Raw genomic sequence first — 22,662 nt, 5'->3', positions numbered from 1 at the left:
AATCTGTAATATATTAATGTATTATAATGTAAAAATATCATGTAAATGGAAAGGGATCAGGCAGGAAGATAAAGAAGTAATCCTTGAGTAAATTAACATACCAGAAGGTATGAGCAACGTAAGGAAAAGAGTACTCAAGGAGGATAAATGATGGAGTATAGCCTTGTGATCAGCAGTAATTTCATGGAGTGGCGCGAGTGCCTGGCTGCAGCGTTTAAGAGCAGTGATCTCTTTCATGTTTTGGGTGCCTTCCCTACATCCGATATCATTAAGACCGCATCTGATCACTACCCGGATGTTGTTCTCTGTGAAGTCAATTCAGATGACACCCTGCCGGTCATTTCCAAGATCAAAGATAAGAGCCCCTTTTCACGACTCGTGATTGTCCTGCGCAACCCCAGCAACTATAATATGCTTGAATTAGTTCGCTTCGGTATCAAGGGTTGCTTACCTGTACGCTTGCTGCCCAAACAGATAGTACATGCGGTTGAACTTATCGTCGATGCCGGAGTGCTCTGTCTCCCGCGTTTTGGCCCGGAGTACAATGGCAGCAATAACTCTTCAGTTGCTCCTCCCTTTCAAGAGACCCTGACAAGAAGGGAGCAGGAGGTGCTCGCCTCACTCAGCAAGGGGCATTCCAATGAGGAGATTGCATCTACCCTTTTCATCTCAAAATCTACGGTCAAATCCCATCTGCGCAGCATCTTCCGCAAACTGGAGGTGCGCAATCGCAATGAAGCACAGGCGCTGGCCTTACAATTATCTCACCTGGGGTGATAGAAGAGATATACCCATGATTTAAACACCCTCTGTTTTCCGGTCAGTAAAAATAGAACCTGTTCATTTAAGAAAGGCCTGGTTTATTAGTCCAGGCCTTTCAACTTTTGCTCCTTGGATTAGTACGGAGTTGCTTGAAGTTGACCTGTTGGTTACCCAATTTATGTCCTGCCGGGGGATAGGTTAAATATTGGAAAGTGTTATTTCCCGTTGTTCTCAGGACATCTACAGCAGAAGTGATTAGTAAGTAGTACAAATAATGCTATTTATTGCTATTATTGCTTATCCCATTTTCCCCCTTTTGGTCAATAGCAGTTGAGAAGGGAAGCGTGATAAGGTAATTAAAGTCAATGCATAGCCTATTGTTACCGATAGGTGGAAAAAGCAGCTATTGTGCTACTAAAAATTGTTTGCTTTGTGGCTGTGATTTTCGGTGTACCCACAGGACAATAGAAGACAACCGGAGGTGAGTGCCAGAACGACGACAGCTAAAATTTGATTTTGAAATTTAAGACTCAATAATAATGAGGAGGTTTGTTCGTATGAAATCCAAAAAGATCATGATAATTTGTTTGGTCGCAGTGCTTGCCCTGGCCATGATGGGCTTTGGGTTTGCCAAGTGGTCTGACTATGTGAAATTCGAAGGCAGTGTAGCAACAGGTAATGTAGGAGTCAACATTGAGGCGGGTGAAACCACTGACTTGGGGGCCGACCCCAATTATCCACCAGGTGATAACTGGGAAGGCAAGGATGTTGCCAGCTGTACAGTTACTACAGAATGCAACACAACGCTTGTCGTCAACATCGAAAACGCTTATCCGTGGTACAAACCGGGTTTTAGCTTCCGAATTAACGGTTTGGGCACTGTGCCTGTTAAGGTGGAGGAACTAAAAATTCTCGCTTGTCAAGATCCTAAAGGATTGGGCAACTTTATCAAAGTGGCGGACTGGGAGATCCATGTGGTTAATCCGGAATCCCATGGACTGGCTGCGGAAGATAGGACAATTGCGTCAGATTCAAGTAACGCAAGTTGGGAAGGTCTTGCCAATGCTCTTAAGTATATCCAGCTTCATAAAGATGGATATATTGATGTATCGGTAAATCTGTATATTCAGGAAACAATTGGTTGCGGATGTAATAAACGAATTGCCCCGCAAGATGCTAATTTTTATGGTTTAGTCAAACTCATTTTCTCCCAGTGGAATGAGGTTGGGCCCGGACCTGCTGCGTAAAATTTTTTGTTGAGAGATATTGTAGGCATGGTGGGGGAGACCCCCACCATGCCAAAATTTATGATGCATCCTTACCTTGGCGGGGGGAGCAGATCTACACAACGGTTTTTTCGGTGTTGTAGACCTCAACGCCCAGGAGACAGGATAGTACCTACCAATTTTCCATTTAGCTAGAGGCTGTCCAGTGGAATGAAAGCCGATATTAGACCGTTGCGATAATACGATATATCGATTTTATTCTGAATGCAGGCAGACTTTTGCTCTGCCTGTATGCAGAACTGTGGAAGCAGCAGAAATTTCGCTAATGAGCAAAAAAAGGTGAGATATGTGAACTGGAACCATAAACCACAGTGGAACTGGTTGATTTTATTGGCAGCGGTACTCTCTGTTCCGTTGCTCTTAAATCTTGTTTTATCGCCTTTTGTTAATGCGTTCTATATAGCTTATATTATTCGGCCGGCTTTCTGGGGGATGCTGGCCGTTATTATCCTGCGCCTGCCGTCTGTAAATAGTATTGGCAAAACACGAATGCGTCCCTTCTTAATCAAATTTGCGCTGGGTGTTGCTTTTTTTCAAATCTATTTGATGGTGGTGGCCGGGTTCTTTAATGGTTTTGGTAAAAGCCCCTATTCCTTTACCATCAAAGGGGTTCTCATCAATCTAATTTATGTTGGCACAGCCTTATAGGGATGGAGCTGAGCAGAGCGTGGCTAGTAAACAGAGTTCTGCGTAAGCCCGCAGTTTTGCTCCCGGTGTTGGTAGCCTTGCTCTACACCCTGATCGATCTTCCCCTGGGGCAGATTCCCCCTGTGGGGGGCACACTGGAAGCTTGGACGAGTTTTTTGGGTTCCACATGCCTTCCCCTGTCTTTGGAGCACCTGCTGGCATCGATTCTCGCTATGTGGGGCGGCCCGCTCCCTGCCATCGCCTACAGAGGGGTACTGCAAGCCTTTGAATGGTTCAGCCCGGTTCTTCCGGATCTCAACTGGGCGATGAAGGCTCTCGTTGGCACGGCAGTGCCTGTGGTAGCACTGGGCATTATCCAGGAATATTTCTCTTTTCAACTTGCTCCTTGCTGCCGCAGGAAAAAAAGAGGTGAACAGGGGATTGTCAGCGCAGCAGCCTTCAGTGTGGCCGCGGTAATTGCCATCTGGTTCTCATTAGGGGTATTCCCTGTAAAGCCTGCGGTTATCTACAGCGGAAGCATGCGCCCATCGATTGAAGTGGGTGACATCGTCATTGTTGCACAAAAAAACCCCAGTCTTCTTGATGTTGGTGATGTGATTTCGTATAGAGTCAAGGACTCCCCGATTCCAATTGTTCACCGGGTGATCACCATAGAGGGGGATGGTTCTTCTAAAGCTTTTATTACCAAAGGGGATGACAACAAAGAAGCGGATCAACCGGTCAAGCCTGAACAGGTGATGGGAAAGGTTGTGCTGAAAATACCCCGGGTGGGGTGGGCTTCCATAGCGATCAGGAAATTTATTATCTCCGGTTAGACCCCTGTAGAAGGCCCCGAATCAATAAAGCAATCGCATGGTGTCCCAGTGATTTTAGGTGGCTGAACGTTAGCCTTTGGGAAAAGTTGCCCGCCTTGAAAACGGAAGTCGGATACCCGAAGGTTGGAGGTTGAAATAGATGAACCCCGGGAATTTTATTGGAGAGGAATGGGATATGGTATGTACCTGCGTAAAATAGGTTTGGGAAAGAAAACAAGGTTTTTTCTCTTGGCGATAGTGGGTCTATTGATGGTTTTATCTGTTTACAACATTTACAGGGTTTTCGGGGAACCGCTGATGATCAAAAAAAATGTTCCGATTTATAGTTTCCAGCATCAGGGGAAGATGGATTACAGGGTGCAGCTCAAACCAAATACCATACTCAGTGAGACTTATTTGGATTCGGATGAGGTCTACTACTCCAAATTGGTAGAATCGATTGATACCGATTTTTCATATCGCTATACAGCTGATCAACCGGCGAAGCTGAAGGTTATTTATGGTGTTGTAGCTGTTGTTGAGGCTCCAGAGATGTGGAGAAAAGAATTTCCCCTGGTTCCTGAAACTGTATTGGAGGAAGAGGGCAAGACAATTTCTTTCAGCAGGCCATTTTCCTTTAACCTTGAGCCCTACCAGGAGTACCTTAGAAAAGCCAATGAACAACTGGGGGTAAGTTCCAGAGAACCCAGGGTCGTTGTTCGGGCTGATATCAATGTGGTAGCTGAGTCAACGGCCGGGAAGTCCAGTGAGAAGTTAACTCCATCTATGGAGATTCCCCTGGCATCAGGGAAGTTTAAGATTGGCGGCACTTTATCTCCCGAGGACTCCGGTGCTTTGAGGGCAGCGGAAATGGTTCCCAACCCGAGGCTGCAGGACAGGAGGATGAGAGCTGTTCTCTTCTTAGGAATATTGACTGTACTAGGGGCTATCCTTCTGCTGTGGACTGAAGTGAAGGAGCCTGTGCCGGTAAGGGAGGCGGACTTAATTTGGAGACAGTACAGGGATCGCCTGGTAAAAGCGGGTAAGGAGTTTTCGGTTCCCGATGATTTGGTTTTTGTTCCACTGGGTTCGATTGATGATCTGATCAAGGTGGCTGATGAGGCAGGCAAACCGCTTATCTTTCAGGATGCAACTGCTCCTGAGATGAAACCAAGATGTTATGTCCTTGATGGGCTAACTTTTTATCAATACACGATCACGGATTTCGAGGTTGTTACTCTGCAAAATGATATGGAGACTGTTTTTCCATCTGGTGAAGCTGTTCAGCCTGCTAGAGATTGAAAACAATGATTAGGCTTCCAGCCAGTTTACGCCTGGTTGCCGCTAAGGGGTTTTGCTACTGCAAAGGGGGGGGGTAAAAAATGAACAGATCTGCCTGTGCTGTGTTAAGTCTATTGATTGCTCTTTCTTTGATGAGTTTTGGCTTTACAAACTGGCCGAACCGCAATTCAGGTTCTGCCTCCCAGACCAGCAAATTCAAATGGGGGATATTTAGTGATTCCGTTTCCCAGGGAGATTGGGGGCCAGACCTAACCTGTGAGCCCGGGCTAAAAAATGCCCGCCCTATCTCCGAGGGCAAGGATGTCGGAGCAACCAGTCTGAATCTGCAGGATACAAATAAAAACGGTGCAATTGATACTATTAAAATAGATGTAAAGAATGCCTATCCTTCTTATTATAATAAGGTCGACATTGGGGTGAAGAATTTCGGGGAAATTGCTGTAAAGGTAGGTAATGCGATATTCATATGGGAGGGAAAAACATTTACACTGGAGAGTGGGCAGGTATATTACCTCTACGAGGATAGAAGAATGATAAAAAACGCCACTGCGCCGGAAGATGCAATACTGGAGGTTCGCTGGACAGAAGGATCTGAACAGAATCTGTATCCAGGTGATATTTTACCCTGTGCCCTTGAGTATCATGTGCTGCAAGGGGCATGCCAGAACCACTCTTACGACTTTGGGGTTACACTGACAGCCGAAGCATTGGAAGTTGTAGGATCGATCAGCGATCAGGCTGTGTCTAAAGTAAAGTCTGCATTGCTGCCGAGAACAGGAGGGACTGTTTATTTCTTTTATCTTGTGGGTACGGTGGCGGTGGTGTTTGGCGTTTTTTTTAAGGCGAAAGCACTCGCGAAAATGATGCCTCAAAACATTTATGCCTGATGGCAGGACAATATTGGTAAAATCAGTTTTGTGCTTTCCTCCTGGGACGGAGTTGCAGCGTATTACATAGTCATAAGGTGCCATATATTTTCTAGAAATTATTATAACGACATAAACTTGGGAGGAAAATTGCCGGTTGATAAAGAACTAATCCTTGAGTAATATTTAGTCAGCGTGTTGAAGGATATGACAATTTTTTTGCCAGCTTATATTCCCATGTTGTAGAAGAAAGTTACTCAAGGAGGGAGTCAAACTGAAATATCGCCTCGTGATCAGCAGCAACTCCGTGGAGTGGCGTGAGAGCCTGGCTGCAGCATTTAAGAAAAGCAGTATCTTTCGTGTTTTGGGTACATTTCCTACTACCGACATTATTGAGATAGCATCTAATAATTATCCCGATGTAATTATCTTGGAAGTGAACACAGATGACCCATTACCGGTCATTTCCGGGATCAATGTTAAAAGCCCCTTCTCCCAACTTGTAATTATCTTGCATGACCCCAGCAATTACGATATGTTTGAATTAGTTCGCTCCGGTATAAAGGGCTGCTTACCTGTGCGCCTGCTGCCCAAACAGATAGTGTATGCGGTTGAACTGATTGTAGATGCCGGAGTGCTTTGTATCCCACGCTTTGGCCAAGAATATAACGGCAAGCGTGGAACCACAGAGACTTCCCTTCTTCTGAGTTCTCTTACCAGGAGGGAGTTAGATGTGCTGTCCTTGCTTGGCAGGGGACATACCAACCAGGAGATCGCCTCAGACCTTTACATCTCTGAGTCTACGGTTAAATCCCACCTGCGCAGCATTTTCCGCAAACTGGGGGTTAAGAAGCGGCATGAAGCGCAGGCGATAGCCCTGCAGGAGGGGCTATCTGATTCAAAGTAGTCCAGCAGCAGGCGTTTTTGCCAAGTTTTCCAATCCATTTATGATGTCAAGTACGTTGTGAAGCCGGAAATTACGGCTTTTTGCTTTTTTAACCTAACTGAAAAATGGAGGCCTAATGCCGGAGGTTGGAGGCCAGAAGCTTGTAAGAACTGCTTCGGCTGGTTTCGCAACATGTCCGGATTCCGGCCTCTGTTTTATTATCTGCCGGTGCTGCCTTGGTGGTTTTTAAAAACTGCGTGTTGACATGGTCGGCGATTTTTCATATAATAGAGTTCGGCAAATGCAAGGAACGGGATTAGTAAACCACTCCGGCAGGCCTTCAGAGAACCGGTTGAACGGGGTGCGAGCCGGTGGCCGAGTCGGAGGTTGAACTCGCCCGGGAGCAGTACCGGTGAAGAGAATTAGCCGGTAACGCAGGCAGCGTTAAAGGCCATAATAAGTGGGTAGATAGATGGGGCTGTGGCGCAGTTCGGGAGCGCGCTTCCTTGGCATGGAAGAGGCCGCGGGTTCGATTCCCGCCAGCTCCACCAATATATTTACCAAATTGGGTGGTACCACGGGAATAACTCCCGTCCCTAAGATTTAGGGGCGGGAGTTTTTTGGTGATTGGCAAATGAGATGTGGGAAGTGGGAAGTGGGATGTGGGATGTGGGAAGTGGGAATAGGATGGTGACAGAGAACCGTCCTTTTGTCACCCGCGGAAGGTGACAGGAGAACCGTCCCCTTGTCACCCAATATAGAGATGGATGGTGAGTGAATTGGAAACCAGATATAATTTTCGAGTTGTGGAGAAAAAGTGGCAGCAGCGCTGGGAGGAGAGAGGCGCTTTTCGAGTGATCGAGGATCCGGAGAAGGAAAAGTACTATTGTTTGGTGATGTTTCCTTACCCTTCCGGTAATTTGCATATGGGGCATGTGCGCAATTACGCTATTGGGGATGTGGTAGCGCGGTTTTACAAGATGCTGGGCTTTAATGTGCTCAATCCCATGGGCTGGGATGGTTTTGGGCTCCCTGCTGAAAACGCCGCTATTCAACACCACATTCACCCATCTGCTTGGACATGGGCGAATATCGACAAGATGCGAGAGCAGATGAAGGCGATGGGATTGAGTTATGACTGGTCCCGGGATGTGGCCACTTGCCATCCTGGATACTACCGCTGGACCCAGTGGCTGTTCCTCCAGCTTTATCATCATGGGCTGGCTTACAAAAAGAGGCAGGCGGTTAACTGGTGTCCTTCCTGTGCTACAGTGCTTGCTGATGAACAGGTGGTAGCCGGCTGCTGTGAGCGGTGTGACAGTGAGGTCATTAAAAAGGACCTGGAGCAGTGGTTCTTCCGCATCACCGACTATGCTGACCGCCTTTTAGAAGACCTGGAAAAACTGACCGGGTGGCCGGAGAAGGTTAAATTGATGCAGGAGAACTGGATCGGGAAAAGTCAGGGTGCCGAGATGAAGTTTACCGCCGAGAATGGCAAAGAAATCAGTGTTTTTACCACACGCCCGGATACAATTTTCGGTGTTTCCTATATGGTTCTGGCACCTGAGTATCCCCTGGTGGAGGAACTGATTCAGGATAAAGCAGAAGCCGGTAAGGTGCGGGAGTTTGTGGCCAGAGTAAAGAAACAGAGTGAGATAGAGCGGACATCTGCTGAAGCGGAAAAGGAAGGGATCTTTACCGGAGCCTATGCCACCAATCCATTAAGTGGAGAACAGGTACCCATCTGGGTGGCCAACTACGTTTTACTGGAATACGGCACAGGAGCGGTGATGGGGGTTCCAGCCCATGACCAGCGTGACCTGGAGTTTGCCCGCAAGTATGATCTGCCTGTGAAGGTGGTCATCCAGCCCATCGGGGATAACCTGGATGCCGCCACCATGACCGAGGCCTATCCTGAACCCGGTGTCATGGTCAACTCCGGCGAGTTCAATGGTATGGACAGTGAAGTGGCGCGGCTTAAGATCATCGATTATATTCAGGAGAAGGGCTTAGGTGAAGAGAAGGTCAATTACCGATTGAGGGATTGGCTTGTTTCCCGGCAGCGCTATTGGGGGGCACCGATACCGATCATCTACTGTGATCACTGTGGTGTTGTCCCGGTACCTGAAGGGGATCTTCCGGTGCTGCTTCCGGAGGATGTGGCCTTTCAGCCTACAGGTGAATCCCCTTTGCTTAAAGCGGAGGAGTTTCTCAAAACCACCTGTCCCCAGTGTGGAGCCCCTGCCCGCCGGGAGACAGATACTCTCGATACCTTTGTCTGCTCCACCTGGTATTTTCTGCGTTACTGCAGCCCCAGGGAGAGTGAGCGGGCCTTTGACCCGGAAAAGGTGCGCTACTGGATGCCTGTTGACCAGTATATCGGTGGTGTGGAACATGCAATTTTACACCTGTTGTACTCCCGTTTCATCACCAAGGTGCTCTATGATCACGATCTGATTCCTGTTGATGAGCCCTTTACCAATCTGCTCACACAGGGCATGGTCCTGAAAGAGGGTGCCAAAATGTCCAAATCCAAGGGGAATGTCGTCAGCCCAGAGGAGATCATCGGCAACTACGGCGCGGATACCGCACGGCTCTTTATCCTCTTTGCAGCTCCCCCGGAGCGTGACCTGGAATGGAGCGATGAGGCTGTTGATGGAGCTTATCGATTTATTAACCGCGTCTGGCGATTGGTTCAGCATCTATTACCTGAGATCAAAGATGCTCAATCGCAGTATGATACCGAGTTCCTGGGTGCCGCGGAAAAGGATATGCGGCGCATCATCCACAGGACAATTAAGCGTGTGGGGGATGACATCAAGACCAGGTTCAATTTCAATACAGCAGTGAGTGCTATCATGGAGCTTACCAATGCTCTCTATCACTATACAGAAGGAAGCAAGGAATTCCCATGGCACAGTGGTGTACTTCGGGAGGGTGTGAAGACATTGATCACTCTCCTGGCGCCCTTTACACCCCATCTTGCTGAGGAACTCTGGGAGGCGGTGGGTGGAGAGGGCAGTGTCCACGACCAGGACTGGCCTGAAGTGGATCAAGACGCCCTCAGGGAAGATGAGATCACCATTGTTGTACAGATCAACGGTAAGGTGAGGGACCATGTCAAGATTCCGGTAGGATTAAAGGGCAAAGAGATGGAAAATGTTGCGCTTGCCCAACCACGTGTCAAGGATCTGATTAAGGGCAAGGAGTTGGCGCGGGTGATCTGTGTTCCGGATAAGCTGGTCAATTTGGTGGTGCGGGAGAGCAAGACGAAAGTGTAGAGAAAACTGCAAAAGTGTTTAAATTGTGCTCTTTACCTGGGTGTGAGAGCGGAGGAATGGAGTGCCTGGGCCAGCTTACCTGGGTGCGGGAGAGCGAGATGTAAGTGTAGAAGAACAAGGAAAATACGGTGAGAAAAAATAAACATGGAGAGTAAGCCAGAAAAGGTAAAATGAAGAAGGCAAAGAATCTTGACAAATATGTGACAGGTGCTGTAAATACTTCTTGTGGATGGGCTTATCTTATTGCAGGTGAAGCCGGTGTGATGGCTTGTATCTGGCCGCTTGCAGAGGAAGACCTGGTTGCATGGGAAGACGGTCATGATCACTGCCACCGGATCCACGAAGAGTTTCAGAAAAACCTAATTATTTTGAAAGATGGCCGCTCCGCAGATAAACGAGATGTAGAGAAAAATGATGATGCCGTATTAAAGCAGGCAGCAGAAGCGCTGCTTGCTTATTTTTCTGGGAATTTCGCACCCTTGGTAAATGTGGAAATTGATAGCAGGAATTTGTCGCTATGGCAGCGAATGGTATATCGCGTTGTGCGCTCCATTCCCCGGGATGAGGTGCGTTCCTACAAATGGGTTGCAGTTGAGTGTGGGAAACCGGGAGCCGCCCGTGCGGTGGGACAGGCTCTGGCTGTAAACCCCACTCCTCTTTTCGTGCCCTGTCATCGGGTTGTCCACAGTGATGGTTGTACAGGGAATTTTACGTCCAGGGGGAAGATTCCAGGTGCTGTGTTAAAGAGACTTCTTCTGCAATGGGAAAAGGGGGATGGGTGTGCACTGGATGAAATATCCCGGCTGTTGCGGGAAGACAGGTGAGCGACGGTTATGTGGGAGATGGACAGGAAAGCACAGGTATTTCTGATCATTATTGCCGCTGCCCTGCTGTTTGCCGGCGGCTATAAGTATGCCCTTTTCCGAGCCCCTGGCCCTGAATCAGAGGTAACTGTTACTGAGCAGGTTGAGGAAGCAAGGGAGATGGAGACACTGGGTGTACATGTTGCCGGGGCGGTGAACAAGCCGGGAGTTTATCAGCTGGGCCAGGGCGCTCGGGTAGAAGATGCTGTCAGCAGAGCGGATCCATTGCCGGAGGCTGATTTGAACCATCTCAATCTCGCTCGCAGGGTTGTAGACGGAGAAAAGATATATGTGCCCAGGGAGGGTGAGGTGCAAACCTCTTCAGATGGAAGCGGTGTGGAGTCAACGGCTTCTGCTGTTGAAAGCGGAGGAAAGATCAATATCAATACAGCCTCTGCCGCGGAACTGGATACCCTGCCGGGGATCGGTCCTGTCTTAGCCCAGCGCATCATTGATTACCGGACAACTCACGGGCAGTTTCGATCTGTTGCCGACCTTCAGAAGGTGTCAGGGATTGGCTCTCGCCGCTATGAACAGCTCAAGGATCTGATCACCATATGACTCCAGCTCAGGAGCCATTTCAGCTCCTATGTCACCTGAGTTTAAAATTCAGACCTCCGGTATCCGAACAGCTATTTTAAGTAGAGATGCAGGCTGAACTCCGACTGAGGATGAAATTTGGGCATGCTTGTTCCAGAAACCTCTAATGCCATTCCGAAATTATTTTAGGGACAGGCAGGAATTTTGCCATTAATCAAGAATATGAATTTAATGAAAGAATATTTTTGTTTTACAACGGGGGGAGAAAGCGCTTTCTATTGAGAGCGTAATAATATTGAAAAAAGGGGGGGGGGTTAAAAAGGGGGCTATCGGTTGGCAGCTGTCTAGCTGTCGGCTACGCGTTTTTCTGGGAGGTGATTTAGGGGGTTAGTATTATTTTATTAGAGGTGACTGCCAAGTAGTTTAATGTTTTAAGGGGGGAAAATATATGGACATCCAGTGGATGTTGGCGGTAGCAATACTGCTTCCACTGATAGCCGGGATTCTTGTCTTTCTGATCCGCCATTATCAGACGCGCGGACTCATCGTAATCCTGACTGCAGTGGCCTTAATTGTCAACTCCATTTACTTCTTGAAGCTGGGTTTGCCCACTGAGTTCACACCGACGAACGAAGTGTGGGGTACAATTATTACTGTTCTTGACTATGCGATACTGCTATTCTACATCTATGCTGGTTTATCTCTTAAGAATTGGCTTGTTCTTATTTTCGCATTGACCCAGATTATTCCGCTGGCATGGTGGGAATTTAGTGCCGGTGCAAGCAAGGCACTGGAGACAATTACACCTGCTTTTATGATCGACCAGCTTTCTGTGGTAATGGTTTTGATAATATCGATAATTGGTTCGCTAATCTGTATCTACGCCATTCGTTATATGAAGGACCACGAGGACCACAAAGAATTGGCACGGTCACGGCAGTCCCGTTTCCTATTCTGGTTAGTGATGTTCCTCGGGGCAATGAACGGCCTTGTATTGGCCAACAACCTGTTGTGGCTCTACTTCTTCTGGGAAGTCACCACACTTTGCTGCTTCCAGTTGATTGCTCATGACCTGACAAAGGAAGCCATCAACAACGGTGCCCGTGCATTGTGGATGAACTCAATAGGCGGTACCGCAATGATAGCGGCAATGATTTACATTTACTTCAACAGCGGTCAAACTGTTGAATACCTTACACTTCAGTCCATTGTTGAATCTGGTGGCACTGTAGCCTTTCTCTTGCTGCCTGTAGCATTGATGTGTTTCACAGGCATGATCAAGGCGGCTCAAATGCCCTTCCAGAACTGGCTCCTGGGAGCAATGGTTGCACCGACACCGGTTTCCGCATTGCTTCACTCCAGTACCATGGTCAAGGCAGGGGTCTATCTTGTACTCAGACTGGCCCCGGCGTTTAACCCGGTATTAGGTGTGACGGTAGCTATCTGTGGAGCATTTACCTTCTTTGCTGCCTCTGTGCTGGCTATAGCCCAAACCACAGGAAAGCGGGTGCTGGCTTACTCCACCATCGCTAACCTTGGTCTGATCGTTGCATGTGCCGGCATCGGAACGGATCTTGCCATGGCAGCAGCGATTCTCTTGATCATCTTCCACGCCATCTCCAAGGGTCTCCTCTTTATGTGTGCCGGTACCATCGAGCACCAAATCTGGAGCCGCGAGATCGAGGATATGGAAGGTCTGGCAGAGAAAGCACCGCTTACCACATTTATTACCATTATCGGTATGCTTTCCATGTTCCTGCCGCCCTTCGGTATGCTCCTCGGTAAGTGGGTGGCACTGGAAGCTTCTTATGCTGTTCCGCTGGCGGCAGTACTCTTTGTCCTGGCCAGTGCTGTAACCATGGTCTTCTGGGCAAAATGGCTCGGCCGTCTCTTACAGGTTACACCGAGACTGGGCAGGAAGATCGAAAGCCTGTCACTCAGCTATTCAGTACCATTATGGTCACTGGTTGCCGGCATCTTTGCCTTTGGTATCGGTGTGGCACCGGTATTTAAGAATTTCGTCCAAAGTGCAGTGAGCTGTGTTGCTACGGGCAATGTTACCAGTGTCGTTGCATTAGACGGAATGGTAAAGGGTTGGAATCTTGTGTTGCCGAAGGCGGCCGCAGCAACGGAAGTTATCGGTTCCTATCCGGTATGGCCTCTGTTTATTGTTTTTGCAGTAGCCATTGTTCTGCCGCTGCTCTTTATTTCACTGAAACCGCAGGAACTTCGTCCTGTTTATATGTGCGGTGAGCAGGCAGGGGATGTGGATACTGACGAGTGGTATTGTGCCGCTGATGTCAAGACAAAACTGCAGCTGGGCGGTTATTACTACAAGGATGCGATTGGTGAAGAGGCAATCAATCCCTGGGTATACGTTATTGCCATCGCCCTGCTCGTCATCATGTTTGGAGTGGTGGGGGTGAGCATATGAGCAACCAGGTGTGGATAGCGATTATCGCGGTTATTGCAGCGCCACTCATTGGTGGGTTCCTGGCCGGTATAGACCGGCGGGTTACCGCCAGGCTGCAGGGACGCTATGGTCCCCCGATCTTGCAGCCGTTCTATGATTTCTTTAAGCTGCTTGGTAAATCCAGGATAGCTACCAGCAAGACACAGTTCGTGTGGATCATCAGTTACCTGGTCTTCATGATTGCGTGTTTGCTCTTCCTGGTGCTACAACAGGATCTCCTGCTTCTGGTGTTCCTGCTAGGCTTTGCGGGAATCAGCTTTGTGCTGGCTGGGTTCAGCACCAAGTCTCCCTATAGCCACTTTGGAGCGAACCGTGAACTGCTGCAGATTCTGTCCTATGAGCCGATTCTCCTTTTGTTCGCATTGGGAGTTTACACACAGATTGAGAGCTTTATGATCAGCGATATCATGGCAAGTCAGACACCGCTTTTGGCATCACTCTGGCCGATCTTTATAGCTCTGCTGGTGGTGTTGACCATCAAGATGCGGAAGTCGCCTTTTGATATTGCAACATCACATCATGGACACCAGGAACTGGTTAAGGGTATCATGACCGAGATCTCGGGTCCTTATTATGCCATGGTTCTCTTGACCGAGTGGTACGAATTGGTACTGCTGCTGGGGCTTATAGCTCTGTTCTGGGCGAACCCGCTCTGGATAGGGATCCTGATCGCTTTAGCGGCCTTCATATTGGAGCTGTTCATCGACAATATCAATGCCCGTATGACAGGCGGTTGGATGGTCAAGTTCTCCTGGGTTATTGCCCTGGTATTCTGTGTCTTGAACATAGCTTATTGGTGGATTATTAATAAGGGGGTGTTGTAGATGGGAATCATACAAACTTCACAAATTAAGTCTCCTTGGATCTTGCACTTTTGCAACAGTTCCTGTAACGGTTGCGACATCGAAGTACTGGCTTCCTTAACACCCCTCTACGATGTTGAGCGTTTCGGGATCGTTAATATGGGTAACCCGAAACATGCTGATGTGATGGTAGTTACCGGTCCTGTCAATTACCGGACAGCGAGGGTGTTGAAGAATCTGTATGATCAGATGGCTGATCCGAAAATGGTGATCGCTGTTGGTGCCTGTGCAGCCACAGGAGGCGTATTCCATAACTGCTACAACATTCTGGGCGGTGTCGATAAGGTGCTGCCGGTGGATGTTTATGTTCCTGGTTGTGCGGCGCGCCCGGAGGCGATCATTGATGGTGTAGTGCTGGCCCTGCAAAAACTGTCCAAAGCTGTGGGGGTGGCGAAATGATAGAGAATCTGAAAGAGATCACCAAAGATACACTGTTATCAGAGGTACAGAAGTTTGCCGATGCCAAGGCACGGTTTGTTGTAACTGTCTGCAATGACCTGGGTGATAAGCTGGAGGCTACATATTACTTCAACTACAGCCCTGGTGTGGAAATGGTTGCTCTGCGTATGGTTGTCGGCAAGGATGAAGAGGTTCCCAGTATCAGCGGGATCTATCTTTGCGCTGTACTCGCTGAAAATGAAATGTTCGAACAGTATGGCCTCAAGGTAAAGGATATAGCCATTGATTTTGGTGGCTTGATGCTGCTAGGCAACGGCAGTCCTGTGACTCCCATGTTAAAAGACAAGGCCGCTGGCGGGAAGGGGGGCGAGTAAATGGCACCGCGTACAGTTGCACCATTTGGACCACAGCACCCGGTACTTCCGGAACCGATTCAGTTGAAAATCACTTATGAAAATGAAAAAGTGGTAGATGTTGTACCGGCACTCGGTTACGGTCACCGTGGTATTGAAAAGGCCTGTGAATTAAATGAGTACCCGAAAAATATACACTTGATCGAGCGGATTTGTGGTATCTGCAGCTGCATACATGGGATCAGTTACTGTGAAACAGTAGAAAGACTCTGGCCCATGGAAGTTCCACCGCGTGCCAAGTACTTGCGTGTCATCTATTCAGAGATGAGTAGGACCCACAGCCATCTTCTCTGGCTTGGGCTGCTGTGTGACGCGCTCGGCTTCGAGAGTATGTTCATGCAGTTCTGGCGGATTCGCGAAAAAGTTTTAGATCTGCTGGAGATGACATCAGGCACCCGGGTTACACATTCGGTTTCCGTTGTCGGTGGTGTGCGCCGTGATATTGATGATGAACAAGAAAAGATAATTATTAGAACTCTGCGGGAAGTACGACAAGAAGCAGAAGCCTTAATCAATGTTCTGGCAAGCGACCCAACCGTCAAGGCGCGTACAGTTGGAAAAGGCGTCTTGACCAAAGAACAGGCAATTCTCCTTGGCACCAATGGCCCTCACCTGAGAGCCTCAGGAGTTAAAGAGGACTGCAGGATGTTGGGGATGCAGGTATATGATGAGCTCGGGTTTGAGCCTATTGTGGAAACAGGCGGCGATAGTTTCGCCAGGGCACTGGTTAGGGCTCGAGAGACCCTACAGGCGATCGACCTGCAGTTGGAAGCCTTCAGCAAGATGCCCAAGGGGGAAATCTTCGAGCGTCCCAAGGGGCGTCCACCGGCCAATGAAGTAAGCTATAGGAGTGAGCAGTGCCGAGGCGAGTGCTTCTACTACGCTAAGGGCAATGGCACCCAAAACCTGGAGCGTTTCCGCGTGCGGACACCGACCTTTTCCAACATTCCGTCTCTGCTTGTGATGCTGCCAGGAAGTGAACTTGCTGATGTACCGGTTATTGTTCTGTCAATCGACCCCTGCATCAGTTGTACTGAAAGGTAGCCCTGGAATATAAAGGAGGTGGAGCACAATGCCAGTTATGCTGCCAACTGTCCTCCGTAACCTGTTTGGGGGGCCAGCAACCCGGATGTATCCCGTCAAGGTGAGGGAACCCTTTGCAGGGGCGCGTGGGCATATAGAGTTTGATGATGATAAATGTATTTTGTGTGGCAACTGTGCCAGGCGTTGCCCGGCCGCAGCTATAGAGATCAATAAAGATAAAAATGAGCTGGTTTTCTATCCGGCCCGCTGCATTATCTGTTTTGTTTGTGCCGAAGCCTGTAATAAGGATGCCGTCATTGCAGTTGACAAGTGGCGGACACCCTATTACACTAAGCCTGTAGAAGTGCACATTGCCAAGGGAAAAAAAGATAAAGAGAAATAGAAAGAATAAACTAGGTAGTAATACCTGATAAATATGGTCCCCATCGTAACGGTGGGGACTTTTATTTTGGCTCAGAGTGGATCAGTGGATCAGGGAGACGGTTCTTCTGATCTCTTTTTATCCAGAATATGGGGCAGGGATGGGTGTTTTTCTGATCTCTGCGGTTCTTTTGATCCAAAATCACACAGAGTGGGAGAGGGGATCTCTCCCCTTCCCTCAAAATTTGTTTCTTGTCCAGCCTTTCAATTAAAGCTATAATAAAGCCGGGGTGAGAATAATGTTTGGAATACTGAATATAGGGCCCTGGGAATTAATTCTGATCCTGGTAGTTATGCTTATTGTGTTTGGTCCGGGAAAACTACCTGAAGTGGCCCAATCCTTAGGAAAAGCAGTGCGGGAATTTCGTAAAGCTTCGTCAAATGTACAGCGTGTCTGGGATGAAGTGATTAAAGAGGAAGAGCCGATTAAAGCTGCGAAAAGCAGCCAAACCGGTGTTGATGCCTCAACCGATAAAGCCGGTGAAGAGGAGAACAGTTCGGGAGATCAATCTGAAGGGCATGAGGTGGGTGAAGAAACCCCGGATGAAGGCCAGCAGTTGGCAGTTGAAGAGGCACAAGATAAAGAGCAGGTGGTAGATGGTGAAATACCGGAGGATGATACCGGTGCTGATCAAGAATAAGAGATGTGTATCTATAACTGTAAGGAGGGAGGAATTTTGAGGTCAAAAAAAGCATTTATTGCGGTTGTACTGGCAGCTTTCCTGGCTGGTATAGTCTTTACCGGGGGTGTTTTGTTTGCATCGGGCAATTACTGGCTTGATAAGGTAATTGGAAGTCAAAATTCTGAACCCGCCCCTGATGGCAGCAGCCTCCGGGTGTTGAACCAGGCACTATCGCAGGTATCGTTGAAAAAGCAGGGCCTGCGGTGGTAAAGATAGAGACATTTGTGACCACAAATAAGCGTTCTGATCCTTTCTTTGATGATCCCTTTTTCCGGGAGTTTTTCGGGCAGTTCGATTATACACCGAAACAAAAGGTACAGAAGGGGATGGGATCAGGTTTTATTATTTCACCTGATGGATATATTTTGACAAATGAGCACGTGGTGCAGGGAGTGCAGGAAATTCAGGTGAATATAGCAGGGAGAAAGAGTTCGGTACCGGCTAAGATTGTCGGTTCTGATCATGAGCTTGACCTGGCTGTATTGAAAATTGATGCCGGTAAGGATCTTCCTGTACTGAAATTGGGCAGTTCCAGTGCTGTTGCTGTAGGCAACTGGGTTGTTGCTATCGGCAACCCCTATGGATTAGACCATACAGTGACTGTCGGTGTGATCAGTGCCAAAGGGCGTCCGGTCACCATTCAGGACCGGAGCTTTAGGAATCTTTTGCAGACAGATGCATCAATTAACCCGGGCAACAGTGGCGGCCCCTTGCTAAATCTCAAAGGGGAAGTAATCGGTATTAACACCGCAGTTGCCCAGGCACAAGGGATTGGCTTTGCTATCCCCAGCGATACCGTAGAGAGTGTGCTCGATGACCTGATTAAACAGGGTAAGGTAAAGAGGGGCTGGCTAGGTGTAGAGATACAAGATGTAACACCAACCATTGCTGAAACCTCTGGCTTGTCCGAGCCAGAAGGGGTAGTTTTGAGAAATGTATTGTCGGGAGGGCCTGCTGAAAAAGCAGGTCTTCAACAAGGCGATATTATCACAGCCATAAACGGGAAAAAGGTTGCAACTACAGGTGACCTGCTGGATATAGTCAGGGAAGCGGGTCCCGGAAAAAAGGTGCAGGTAACAGTCTGGCGCAATAAAAAGGCTGAAAAGTTTACAGTAACCCTGACAGAACGCCCGGAGTGAGACGCGGGGACGGTTCTCGCGTCTCGCTCTCGCGTCTCGCCGGGGATGCACGTGCAAGGGGTAAGCCCGTAGTCGGTGGCTAGTGGTTGGAAATAGGATGTCTATTTTTGATTTATAGAAGGAACTTTGGAGTGAAGGTAGAACATGGTAGAACATGTATGTTAAATAATGGCGGGAGGGCGTGGGATGCCTCCTTTTGTGTTAATTACAGGTGCCTTTGCTCTGGGGATCGGGTTGTCTGAGCTTTGTAAAAGCAGCAGTTGGGTATGGGCAGTTATTGCAACTGCTGTATTTTTGTTGGTCGGGGGTATTTGGGCATATGTGCAGGGGAAGAGGTATTCTTTCCTCTGGCTGCCTTTGTGTTTTTTGTGTCTGGGGTATGCCTGGATGGAGATCGACCGGGTTTCATTTCCACAGCAGTTGAACCCCTTCCTGGGGCACTATGTACAGATAGAAGGGGTTGTGGAGAGGCTTCCTTCTGTTTACCCCAACAGGTTTGTCGTTGTGCTGGATAATTCCGCTGTATGCCTGGGCAAGGAAAAGTGGCAGGGAAGCGGGAAAATTCAGGTTGTCTATTATATCCCTGAGGGCAGTGCTGATGAGGATACTGTGCCACAAGAACTTGCCGGAAAGTCCCTGGGCAGCGGCCTGTCACCTACCGTGAAAATAGATGTCGGAAGCCGGAAGTCGGAGTTCGGAAGGATGCAGCAGGAACCGTCACCAGTGTACTTGTTTTCTAATGGTGCCGCCAGGGCGGCATTGGCATCTACCGCAAAGGCCGGTACCGGCAGTAAAGGTGCGCAGGCAACAGCCTTGATGCCCGGCGCTGTTGTCAGGGTAGAGGGGTTTTTGGATCTTGTTCCTGCTCCTTTATCACCAGGGGAGTTTGATTACCGCCATTATCTGGAGAGACGCGGCATTATAGCACAGGTTAAGGCTGAAGGGTATCCTGAGATCAAAGCACAGGGTCAGGGCCTCAGCAGCTTTTGGGCTGCCCTGCGCCTGCGAATTGTAGACGGCATCAACTCCTCCCTGCCAGAGGAGGAGTCCCTCTTTCTTCAGGGGCTTTTGCTTGGGTCAAAAGAAGGGATGACCCCGGATGACCGTGATCTCTACCAGAAGACAGGGGTGATGCACCTCTTCGCTGTTTCCGGCCTGCACCTGGGCTTTGTTTTTATAGCGTTAATGGCAGCGGCCGGCTCTCTTGGCCTCAAGCGTCTCCCCACCTTTATCCTGGTAACCGCTGGGCTGTGGGGATATGCCGCTCTGATCGATTTTACATCCCCGGTTACCAGGGCTGCGGTGATGGCTACAGTGGGATTAGCGGCCTACCTCTGGCAAGAGCGGCGGAATGCCATCAATTCACTTGCCCTTGCTGCCCTTGTTCTCCTTCTGCTTAATCCGGCGGTGCTCTTTGATCCTGGTTTCCAGCTCTCCTTTGTTGCAACCTGGGGGATCATCTATCTGGCGGTTCCCTTGAACAGGCACCTGCCACTGCGTGAAGGATGGCGAGAAGCATTAACTGTACCGGCTGCTGCCCAACTGGCTATTCTCCCGCTGACAGCTATATACTTTCAAAGGGTTGCAGTGCTGGGCATTCTGGCCAATGTCCTGGTGATACCCCTGGCTGGGCTGGTTGTATATTTGGGTCTGGCGGGAATGCTGCTTGCTATAGCAGCACCTGGCATATTCAATCCTTTTTTTCTGGCTGCCGGAGCGCTCTCCCTTCCCATCAAAGGGCTGCTTCGTTTGCTGGCCGGTGTCCTGGGTGCCTCTTTTCTTGTTCCTCCACCACCACTGTGGCTGTGCCTGCTCTGGTTTGCTCTGCTGGTTGTGCTGGGCTGGGCGCTGCGTGAGGGGTTTGCGGTTTCTTTTCCCCACTTCCGCTACCGGTCTCGGGCATCCTACTGGGTTATGCCCTCCTTTATCGTCTTTGTCTGTTTGTTATTTTTGCTCTGTACAGGTATCTGGGCAGGGAACTCAGGAAAACTGGAAATAACCTTTCTCAATGTTGGGCAGGGGGATGCCATCTTAGTCAAGACACCTTCAGGGCGCACTATGCTGGTGGATGCCGGGGGAAGTCCTGTATATGCCGGCAGTTCCTTTGACCCCGGCAGACAGATAGTGGTTCCGGCTCTGGCACGGGCGGGTATCAGGAAGCTGGATCTGGTGGTCAATTCGCACCCTCATGAGGACCACCTGGGGGGTGTCCCGGCTGTCTTAGATAATATACAGGTGGGCAGGTATATAGCCCCTCCCCAGGAACACACCACACCCCTGGTGCTTAAAGTGCAGGAGCTGCTGGAGGAAAAAAAGATCCCTGTTTCATATGTTAAAACAGGGGCAGAAATTAACCTTGATTCCAATGTAAAAATATCTGTTCTAGGGCCTCCCCAGACACTATTTTCAGGGACACGCAGTGATGCCAATAACAACTCCCTTGTGCTGCATATAACATATGGTAAAGTTTCTATTTTGCTGACCGGGGACTTAGAGCAGGAAGGTATGCTAGATCTGGTTAGTCGTTTTCAAGGCAGCAATGGAATCCAGGCTGATCTCCTCAAGTGTCCCCATCACGGCAGCTCATACAGCATTTGTCCGGAGTTTGCTGCGGCTATAAAACCACAACTTGTTGTGATCAGTGTTGGACGCAATTCTTTCGGCCATCCGGATGCTCAGACGATTCGTTTCTGGCAGGAGCAGGGTGCAAGGGTCTTGCGTACAGATGAAGACGGACATATCACCATTCTTACAGATGGCGCCAACCTCATAATGCCAGGCACCTAGTCTCCGAAGCAGATCCCGGTGGAGCGAGCGGCTTGTACCACCTCATTATCCGATTGAACTAAGGACGGTTTCTTCGTCGCATCCTCCAGGGGAACAGGAACGATCTTATTCCCTTTGAGGGCAACCATTAAGCCGCTGCGGCCGGACATAGCCAGCTCCGCTGCAGCTACTCCAAAACGGGTGGACAGTATTCTGTCCAGGGGAGAAGGAGAACCACCCCTTTGAATGTGTCCCAGAACGGTCACTCTTGTTTCCACACCTGTAGCCTGTTCCACGAGAGCGCCTACCACCTGTCCGATCCCCCCCAGGCGCAGGGGATCACCGCTCCCCTCGATTCTTTCTCTGACCACTTGCTGTCCATCCGGGGCTGGGGTTCCCTCTGCTACAACGATGATGCTGAAGGGCTTGCCCTCTTTTTGCCTCTCCTCAAGCTTTTCAGTGATGCTTTCCAGTGACCAGGGTATTTCCGGGATCAAGATTACATCAGCACCACCGGCGACCCCGGACCAGAGGGCAATCCACCCGGCATAGCGCCCCATCACTTCAAGAACCATCACCCGGTGGTGTGACTCAGCTGTGGTGTGAAGCTTGTCCAGGGCACCGGTTGCAGTAGCCACCGCTGTATCAAAGCCGAATGTCTGGTCAGTGGCAGCCAGGTCATTATCGATGGTTTTGGGAACCCCAACAATATGAGCGCCCTTGTCAACCAGTTCTCTGGCAATTGATAGGGTGCCGTCTCCTCCGATGGAGATCAGGTTATCCAGTTTTAGTTCCTGCATATTTTGAAGTAACTGATCTGAGACATCACAGTATTCTGTTTTTCCTTCAGCTGTTACTACCGGAAAGTTAAATGGGTTGTCGCGGTTGTTCGTTCCCAGAATTGTTCCCCCGCGATGCAAAAGCCCGGAGATCGCTCTCTTGTCGATGGGCATCCAGTCTTTCTCGATAATCCCCCGATAACCGTCGCGGAACCCCAGGACTTCAACACCGCCGCTGAACAGGGTTTTGGCTGCAGCCTGATCACAGCATTCAAGCCCGGGCAGTCGCCGCCGCCGGTTAAAATTCCCACACGCATGTTTTTTCCTCCCTTCTAAAAATGAGCCCCTATAAAAAAGAAAATCTATCTTTACTCTTACTATTTCACTCAGGAGATAATAATCCTGCTTATTCTGGCAAGTTCTTAGGGCAAGACGCATATTTTAGTACAGGTGAA

Annotated in this window: 21 protein-coding genes and 1 tRNA gene; 21 read left to right on the top strand and 1 reads right to left on the bottom strand. The window is 49.1% G+C overall.

Features of this window, described 5'->3' with window-relative positions; genetic code table 11:
• Window positions 1–147 precede the first annotated feature (147 nt).
• The 21 genes from SSCH_RS04875 (at window position 148) to SSCH_RS04780 (ending at window position 21,449) form a co-directional block, all read left to right on the top strand.
• Window positions 148–777, top strand: a complete 630-nt coding sequence (locus tag SSCH_RS04875) for a response regulator transcription factor (protein WP_084710941.1) — start codon at window positions 148–150, stop codon at window positions 775–777.
• 542 nt (window positions 778–1,319) lie between these two features.
• On the top strand, window positions 1,320–2,009 hold the full coding sequence (locus tag SSCH_RS04870) for a hypothetical protein (protein WP_044664492.1): 690 nt from the start codon (window positions 1,320–1,322) through the stop codon (window positions 2,007–2,009).
• A 360-nt stretch (window positions 2,010–2,369) separates the two neighbouring features.
• Entirely contained in the window at window positions 2,370–2,696 is a 327-nt protein-coding gene (locus SSCH_RS04865) for a hypothetical protein (protein ID WP_156972104.1), read from the top strand.
• A gap of 65 nt (window positions 2,697–2,761) precedes the next feature.
• Window positions 2,762–3,511 (top strand): signal peptidase I, encoded by a 750-nt coding sequence (locus SSCH_RS04860; protein WP_198142175.1) that lies wholly within the window; start codon window positions 2,762–2,764, stop codon window positions 3,509–3,511.
• Window positions 3,512–3,634: 123 nt separating this feature from the next.
• Complete coding sequence (locus SSCH_RS04855; RefSeq protein ID WP_044664489.1) at window positions 3,635–4,792, top strand: DUF5305 domain-containing protein; 1,158 nt, start codon at window positions 3,635–3,637, stop codon at window positions 4,790–4,792.
• An 80-nt stretch (window positions 4,793–4,872) separates the two neighbouring features.
• Window positions 4,873–5,679, top strand: a complete 807-nt coding sequence (locus SSCH_RS04850) for a hypothetical protein (RefSeq protein WP_044664488.1) — start codon at window positions 4,873–4,875, stop codon at window positions 5,677–5,679.
• A gap of 268 nt (window positions 5,680–5,947) precedes the next feature.
• Window positions 5,948–6,565, top strand: a complete 618-nt coding sequence (locus SSCH_RS19975; RefSeq protein WP_044664487.1) for a response regulator transcription factor — start codon at window positions 5,948–5,950, stop codon at window positions 6,563–6,565.
• Between the two features lie 453 nt (window positions 6,566–7,018).
• Window positions 7,019–7,095: transfer RNA gene (locus tag SSCH_RS04840), tRNA-Ala, on the top strand.
• Window positions 7,096–7,323: 228 nt separating this feature from the next.
• Window positions 7,324–9,825: a leucine--tRNA ligase gene (gene leuS, locus SSCH_RS04835; protein WP_156972103.1), complete on the top strand. Its 2,502-nt coding sequence runs from the start codon at window positions 7,324–7,326 to the stop codon at window positions 9,823–9,825.
• Between the two features lie 170 nt (window positions 9,826–9,995).
• The gene (locus tag SSCH_RS16265; protein WP_052835327.1) at window positions 9,996–10,649 is read left to right on the top strand and encodes a methylated-DNA--[protein]-cysteine S-methyltransferase; all 654 of its coding nucleotides are present in this window, start codon (window positions 9,996–9,998) and stop codon (window positions 10,647–10,649) included.
• Between the two features lie 9 nt (window positions 10,650–10,658).
• The gene (locus SSCH_RS04825) at window positions 10,659–11,249 is read left to right on the top strand and encodes a ComEA family DNA-binding protein (RefSeq protein WP_044664485.1); all 591 of its coding nucleotides are present in this window, start codon (window positions 10,659–10,661) and stop codon (window positions 11,247–11,249) included.
• Between the two features lie 427 nt (window positions 11,250–11,676).
• On the top strand, window positions 11,677–13,662 hold the full coding sequence (locus tag SSCH_RS04820) for an NADH-quinone oxidoreductase subunit 5 family protein (RefSeq protein ID WP_044664484.1): 1,986 nt from the start codon (window positions 11,677–11,679) through the stop codon (window positions 13,660–13,662).
• Window positions 13,659–14,525, top strand: coding sequence for an NADH-quinone oxidoreductase subunit H (locus tag SSCH_RS04815; protein WP_044664483.1), 867 nt, complete (start codon window positions 13,659–13,661; stop codon window positions 14,523–14,525). Before SSCH_RS04820 ends, SSCH_RS04815 begins: the two co-directional genes overlap by 4 nt.
• Window positions 14,526–14,963, top strand: a complete 438-nt coding sequence (locus SSCH_RS04810) for an NADH-quinone oxidoreductase subunit B family protein (RefSeq protein ID WP_044664482.1) — start codon at window positions 14,526–14,528, stop codon at window positions 14,961–14,963. It abuts the gene before it with no gap.
• Window positions 14,960–15,337, top strand: a complete 378-nt coding sequence (locus SSCH_RS04805; protein ID WP_044664481.1) for an NADH-quinone oxidoreductase subunit C — start codon at window positions 14,960–14,962, stop codon at window positions 15,335–15,337. Before SSCH_RS04810 ends, SSCH_RS04805 begins: the two co-directional genes overlap by 4 nt.
• Window positions 15,338–16,420, top strand: coding sequence for a hydrogenase large subunit (locus SSCH_RS04800; protein ID WP_044664480.1), 1,083 nt, complete (start codon window positions 15,338–15,340; stop codon window positions 16,418–16,420). It abuts the gene before it with no gap.
• A 28-nt stretch (window positions 16,421–16,448) separates the two neighbouring features.
• Window positions 16,449–16,802 (top strand): 4Fe-4S dicluster domain-containing protein, encoded by a 354-nt coding sequence (locus tag SSCH_RS04795; protein ID WP_044664479.1) that lies wholly within the window; start codon window positions 16,449–16,451, stop codon window positions 16,800–16,802.
• A gap of 277 nt (window positions 16,803–17,079) precedes the next feature.
• A complete protein-coding gene (locus SSCH_RS04790) occupies window positions 17,080–17,481 on the top strand; it encodes a Sec-independent protein translocase subunit TatA/TatB (RefSeq protein ID WP_044664478.1) in 402 nt (133 codons plus the stop codon).
• A gap of 36 nt (window positions 17,482–17,517) precedes the next feature.
• Window positions 17,518–17,733 carry a hypothetical protein gene (locus SSCH_RS18135; protein ID WP_156972102.1) on the top strand — a complete coding sequence of 72 codons (216 nt, stop codon included), beginning with the start codon at window positions 17,518–17,520 and terminating at the stop codon, window positions 17,731–17,733.
• Window positions 17,727–18,662 carry a S1C family serine protease gene (locus SSCH_RS04785; protein WP_232294224.1) on the top strand — a complete coding sequence of 312 codons (936 nt, stop codon included), beginning with the start codon at window positions 17,727–17,729 and terminating at the stop codon, window positions 18,660–18,662. Before SSCH_RS18135 ends, SSCH_RS04785 begins: the two co-directional genes overlap by 7 nt.
• Window positions 18,663–18,848: 186 nt before the next feature.
• Complete coding sequence (locus SSCH_RS04780; RefSeq protein WP_044664477.1) at window positions 18,849–21,449, top strand: DNA internalization-related competence protein ComEC/Rec2; 2,601 nt, start codon at window positions 18,849–18,851, stop codon at window positions 21,447–21,449.
• Here SSCH_RS04780 and SSCH_RS04775 read toward each other — a convergent pair.
• Complete coding sequence (locus tag SSCH_RS04775; protein ID WP_232294223.1) at window positions 21,446–22,645, bottom strand: 6-phosphofructokinase; 1,200 nt, start codon at window positions 22,643–22,645, stop codon at window positions 21,446–21,448. The two genes, SSCH_RS04780 and SSCH_RS04775, sit on opposite strands and share 4 nt — an antisense overlap.
• Window positions 22,646–22,662: the final 17 nt, after the last annotated feature.

The organism is Syntrophaceticus schinkii, assembly GCF_000946815.1.
GTDB lineage: Bacteria > Bacillota > DSM-12270 > Thermacetogeniales > Thermacetogeniaceae > Syntrophaceticus > Syntrophaceticus schinkii.
This window is presented reverse-complemented; position numbering and strand designations above follow the sequence as displayed.

Coding starts and splice junctions, on each gene's coding strand:
- SSCH_RS04875 (WP_084710941.1), top strand. CDS start 148: ATGATGGAGTATAGCCTTGTGATCAGCAGTAATTTCATGGAGTGGCGC.
- SSCH_RS04870 (WP_044664492.1), top strand. CDS start 1,320: ATGAAATCCAAAAAGATCATGATAATTTGTTTGGTCGCAGTGCTTGCC.
- SSCH_RS04850 (WP_044664488.1), top strand. CDS start 4,873: ATGAACAGATCTGCCTGTGCTGTGTTAAGTCTATTGATTGCTCTTTCT.
- SSCH_RS16265 (WP_052835327.1), top strand. CDS start 9,996: ATGAAGAAGGCAAAGAATCTTGACAAATATGTGACAGGTGCTGTAAAT.
- SSCH_RS04825 (WP_044664485.1), top strand. CDS start 10,659: ATGTGGGAGATGGACAGGAAAGCACAGGTATTTCTGATCATTATTGCC.
- SSCH_RS04820 (WP_044664484.1), top strand. CDS start 11,677: ATGGACATCCAGTGGATGTTGGCGGTAGCAATACTGCTTCCACTGATA.
- SSCH_RS04815 (WP_044664483.1), top strand. CDS start 13,659: ATGAGCAACCAGGTGTGGATAGCGATTATCGCGGTTATTGCAGCGCCA.
- SSCH_RS04810 (WP_044664482.1), top strand. CDS start 14,526: ATGGGAATCATACAAACTTCACAAATTAAGTCTCCTTGGATCTTGCAC.
- SSCH_RS04805 (WP_044664481.1), top strand. CDS start 14,960: ATGATAGAGAATCTGAAAGAGATCACCAAAGATACACTGTTATCAGAG.
- SSCH_RS04800 (WP_044664480.1), top strand. CDS start 15,338: ATGGCACCGCGTACAGTTGCACCATTTGGACCACAGCACCCGGTACTT.
- SSCH_RS04795 (WP_044664479.1), top strand. CDS start 16,449: ATGCCAGTTATGCTGCCAACTGTCCTCCGTAACCTGTTTGGGGGGCCA.
- SSCH_RS04790 (WP_044664478.1), top strand. CDS start 17,080: ATGTTTGGAATACTGAATATAGGGCCCTGGGAATTAATTCTGATCCTG.
- SSCH_RS04780 (WP_044664477.1), top strand. CDS start 18,849: ATGCCTCCTTTTGTGTTAATTACAGGTGCCTTTGCTCTGGGGATCGGG.
- SSCH_RS04775 (WP_232294223.1), bottom strand. CDS start 22,645: ATGCGTCTTGCCCTAAGAACTTGCCAGAATAAGCAGGATTATTATCTC.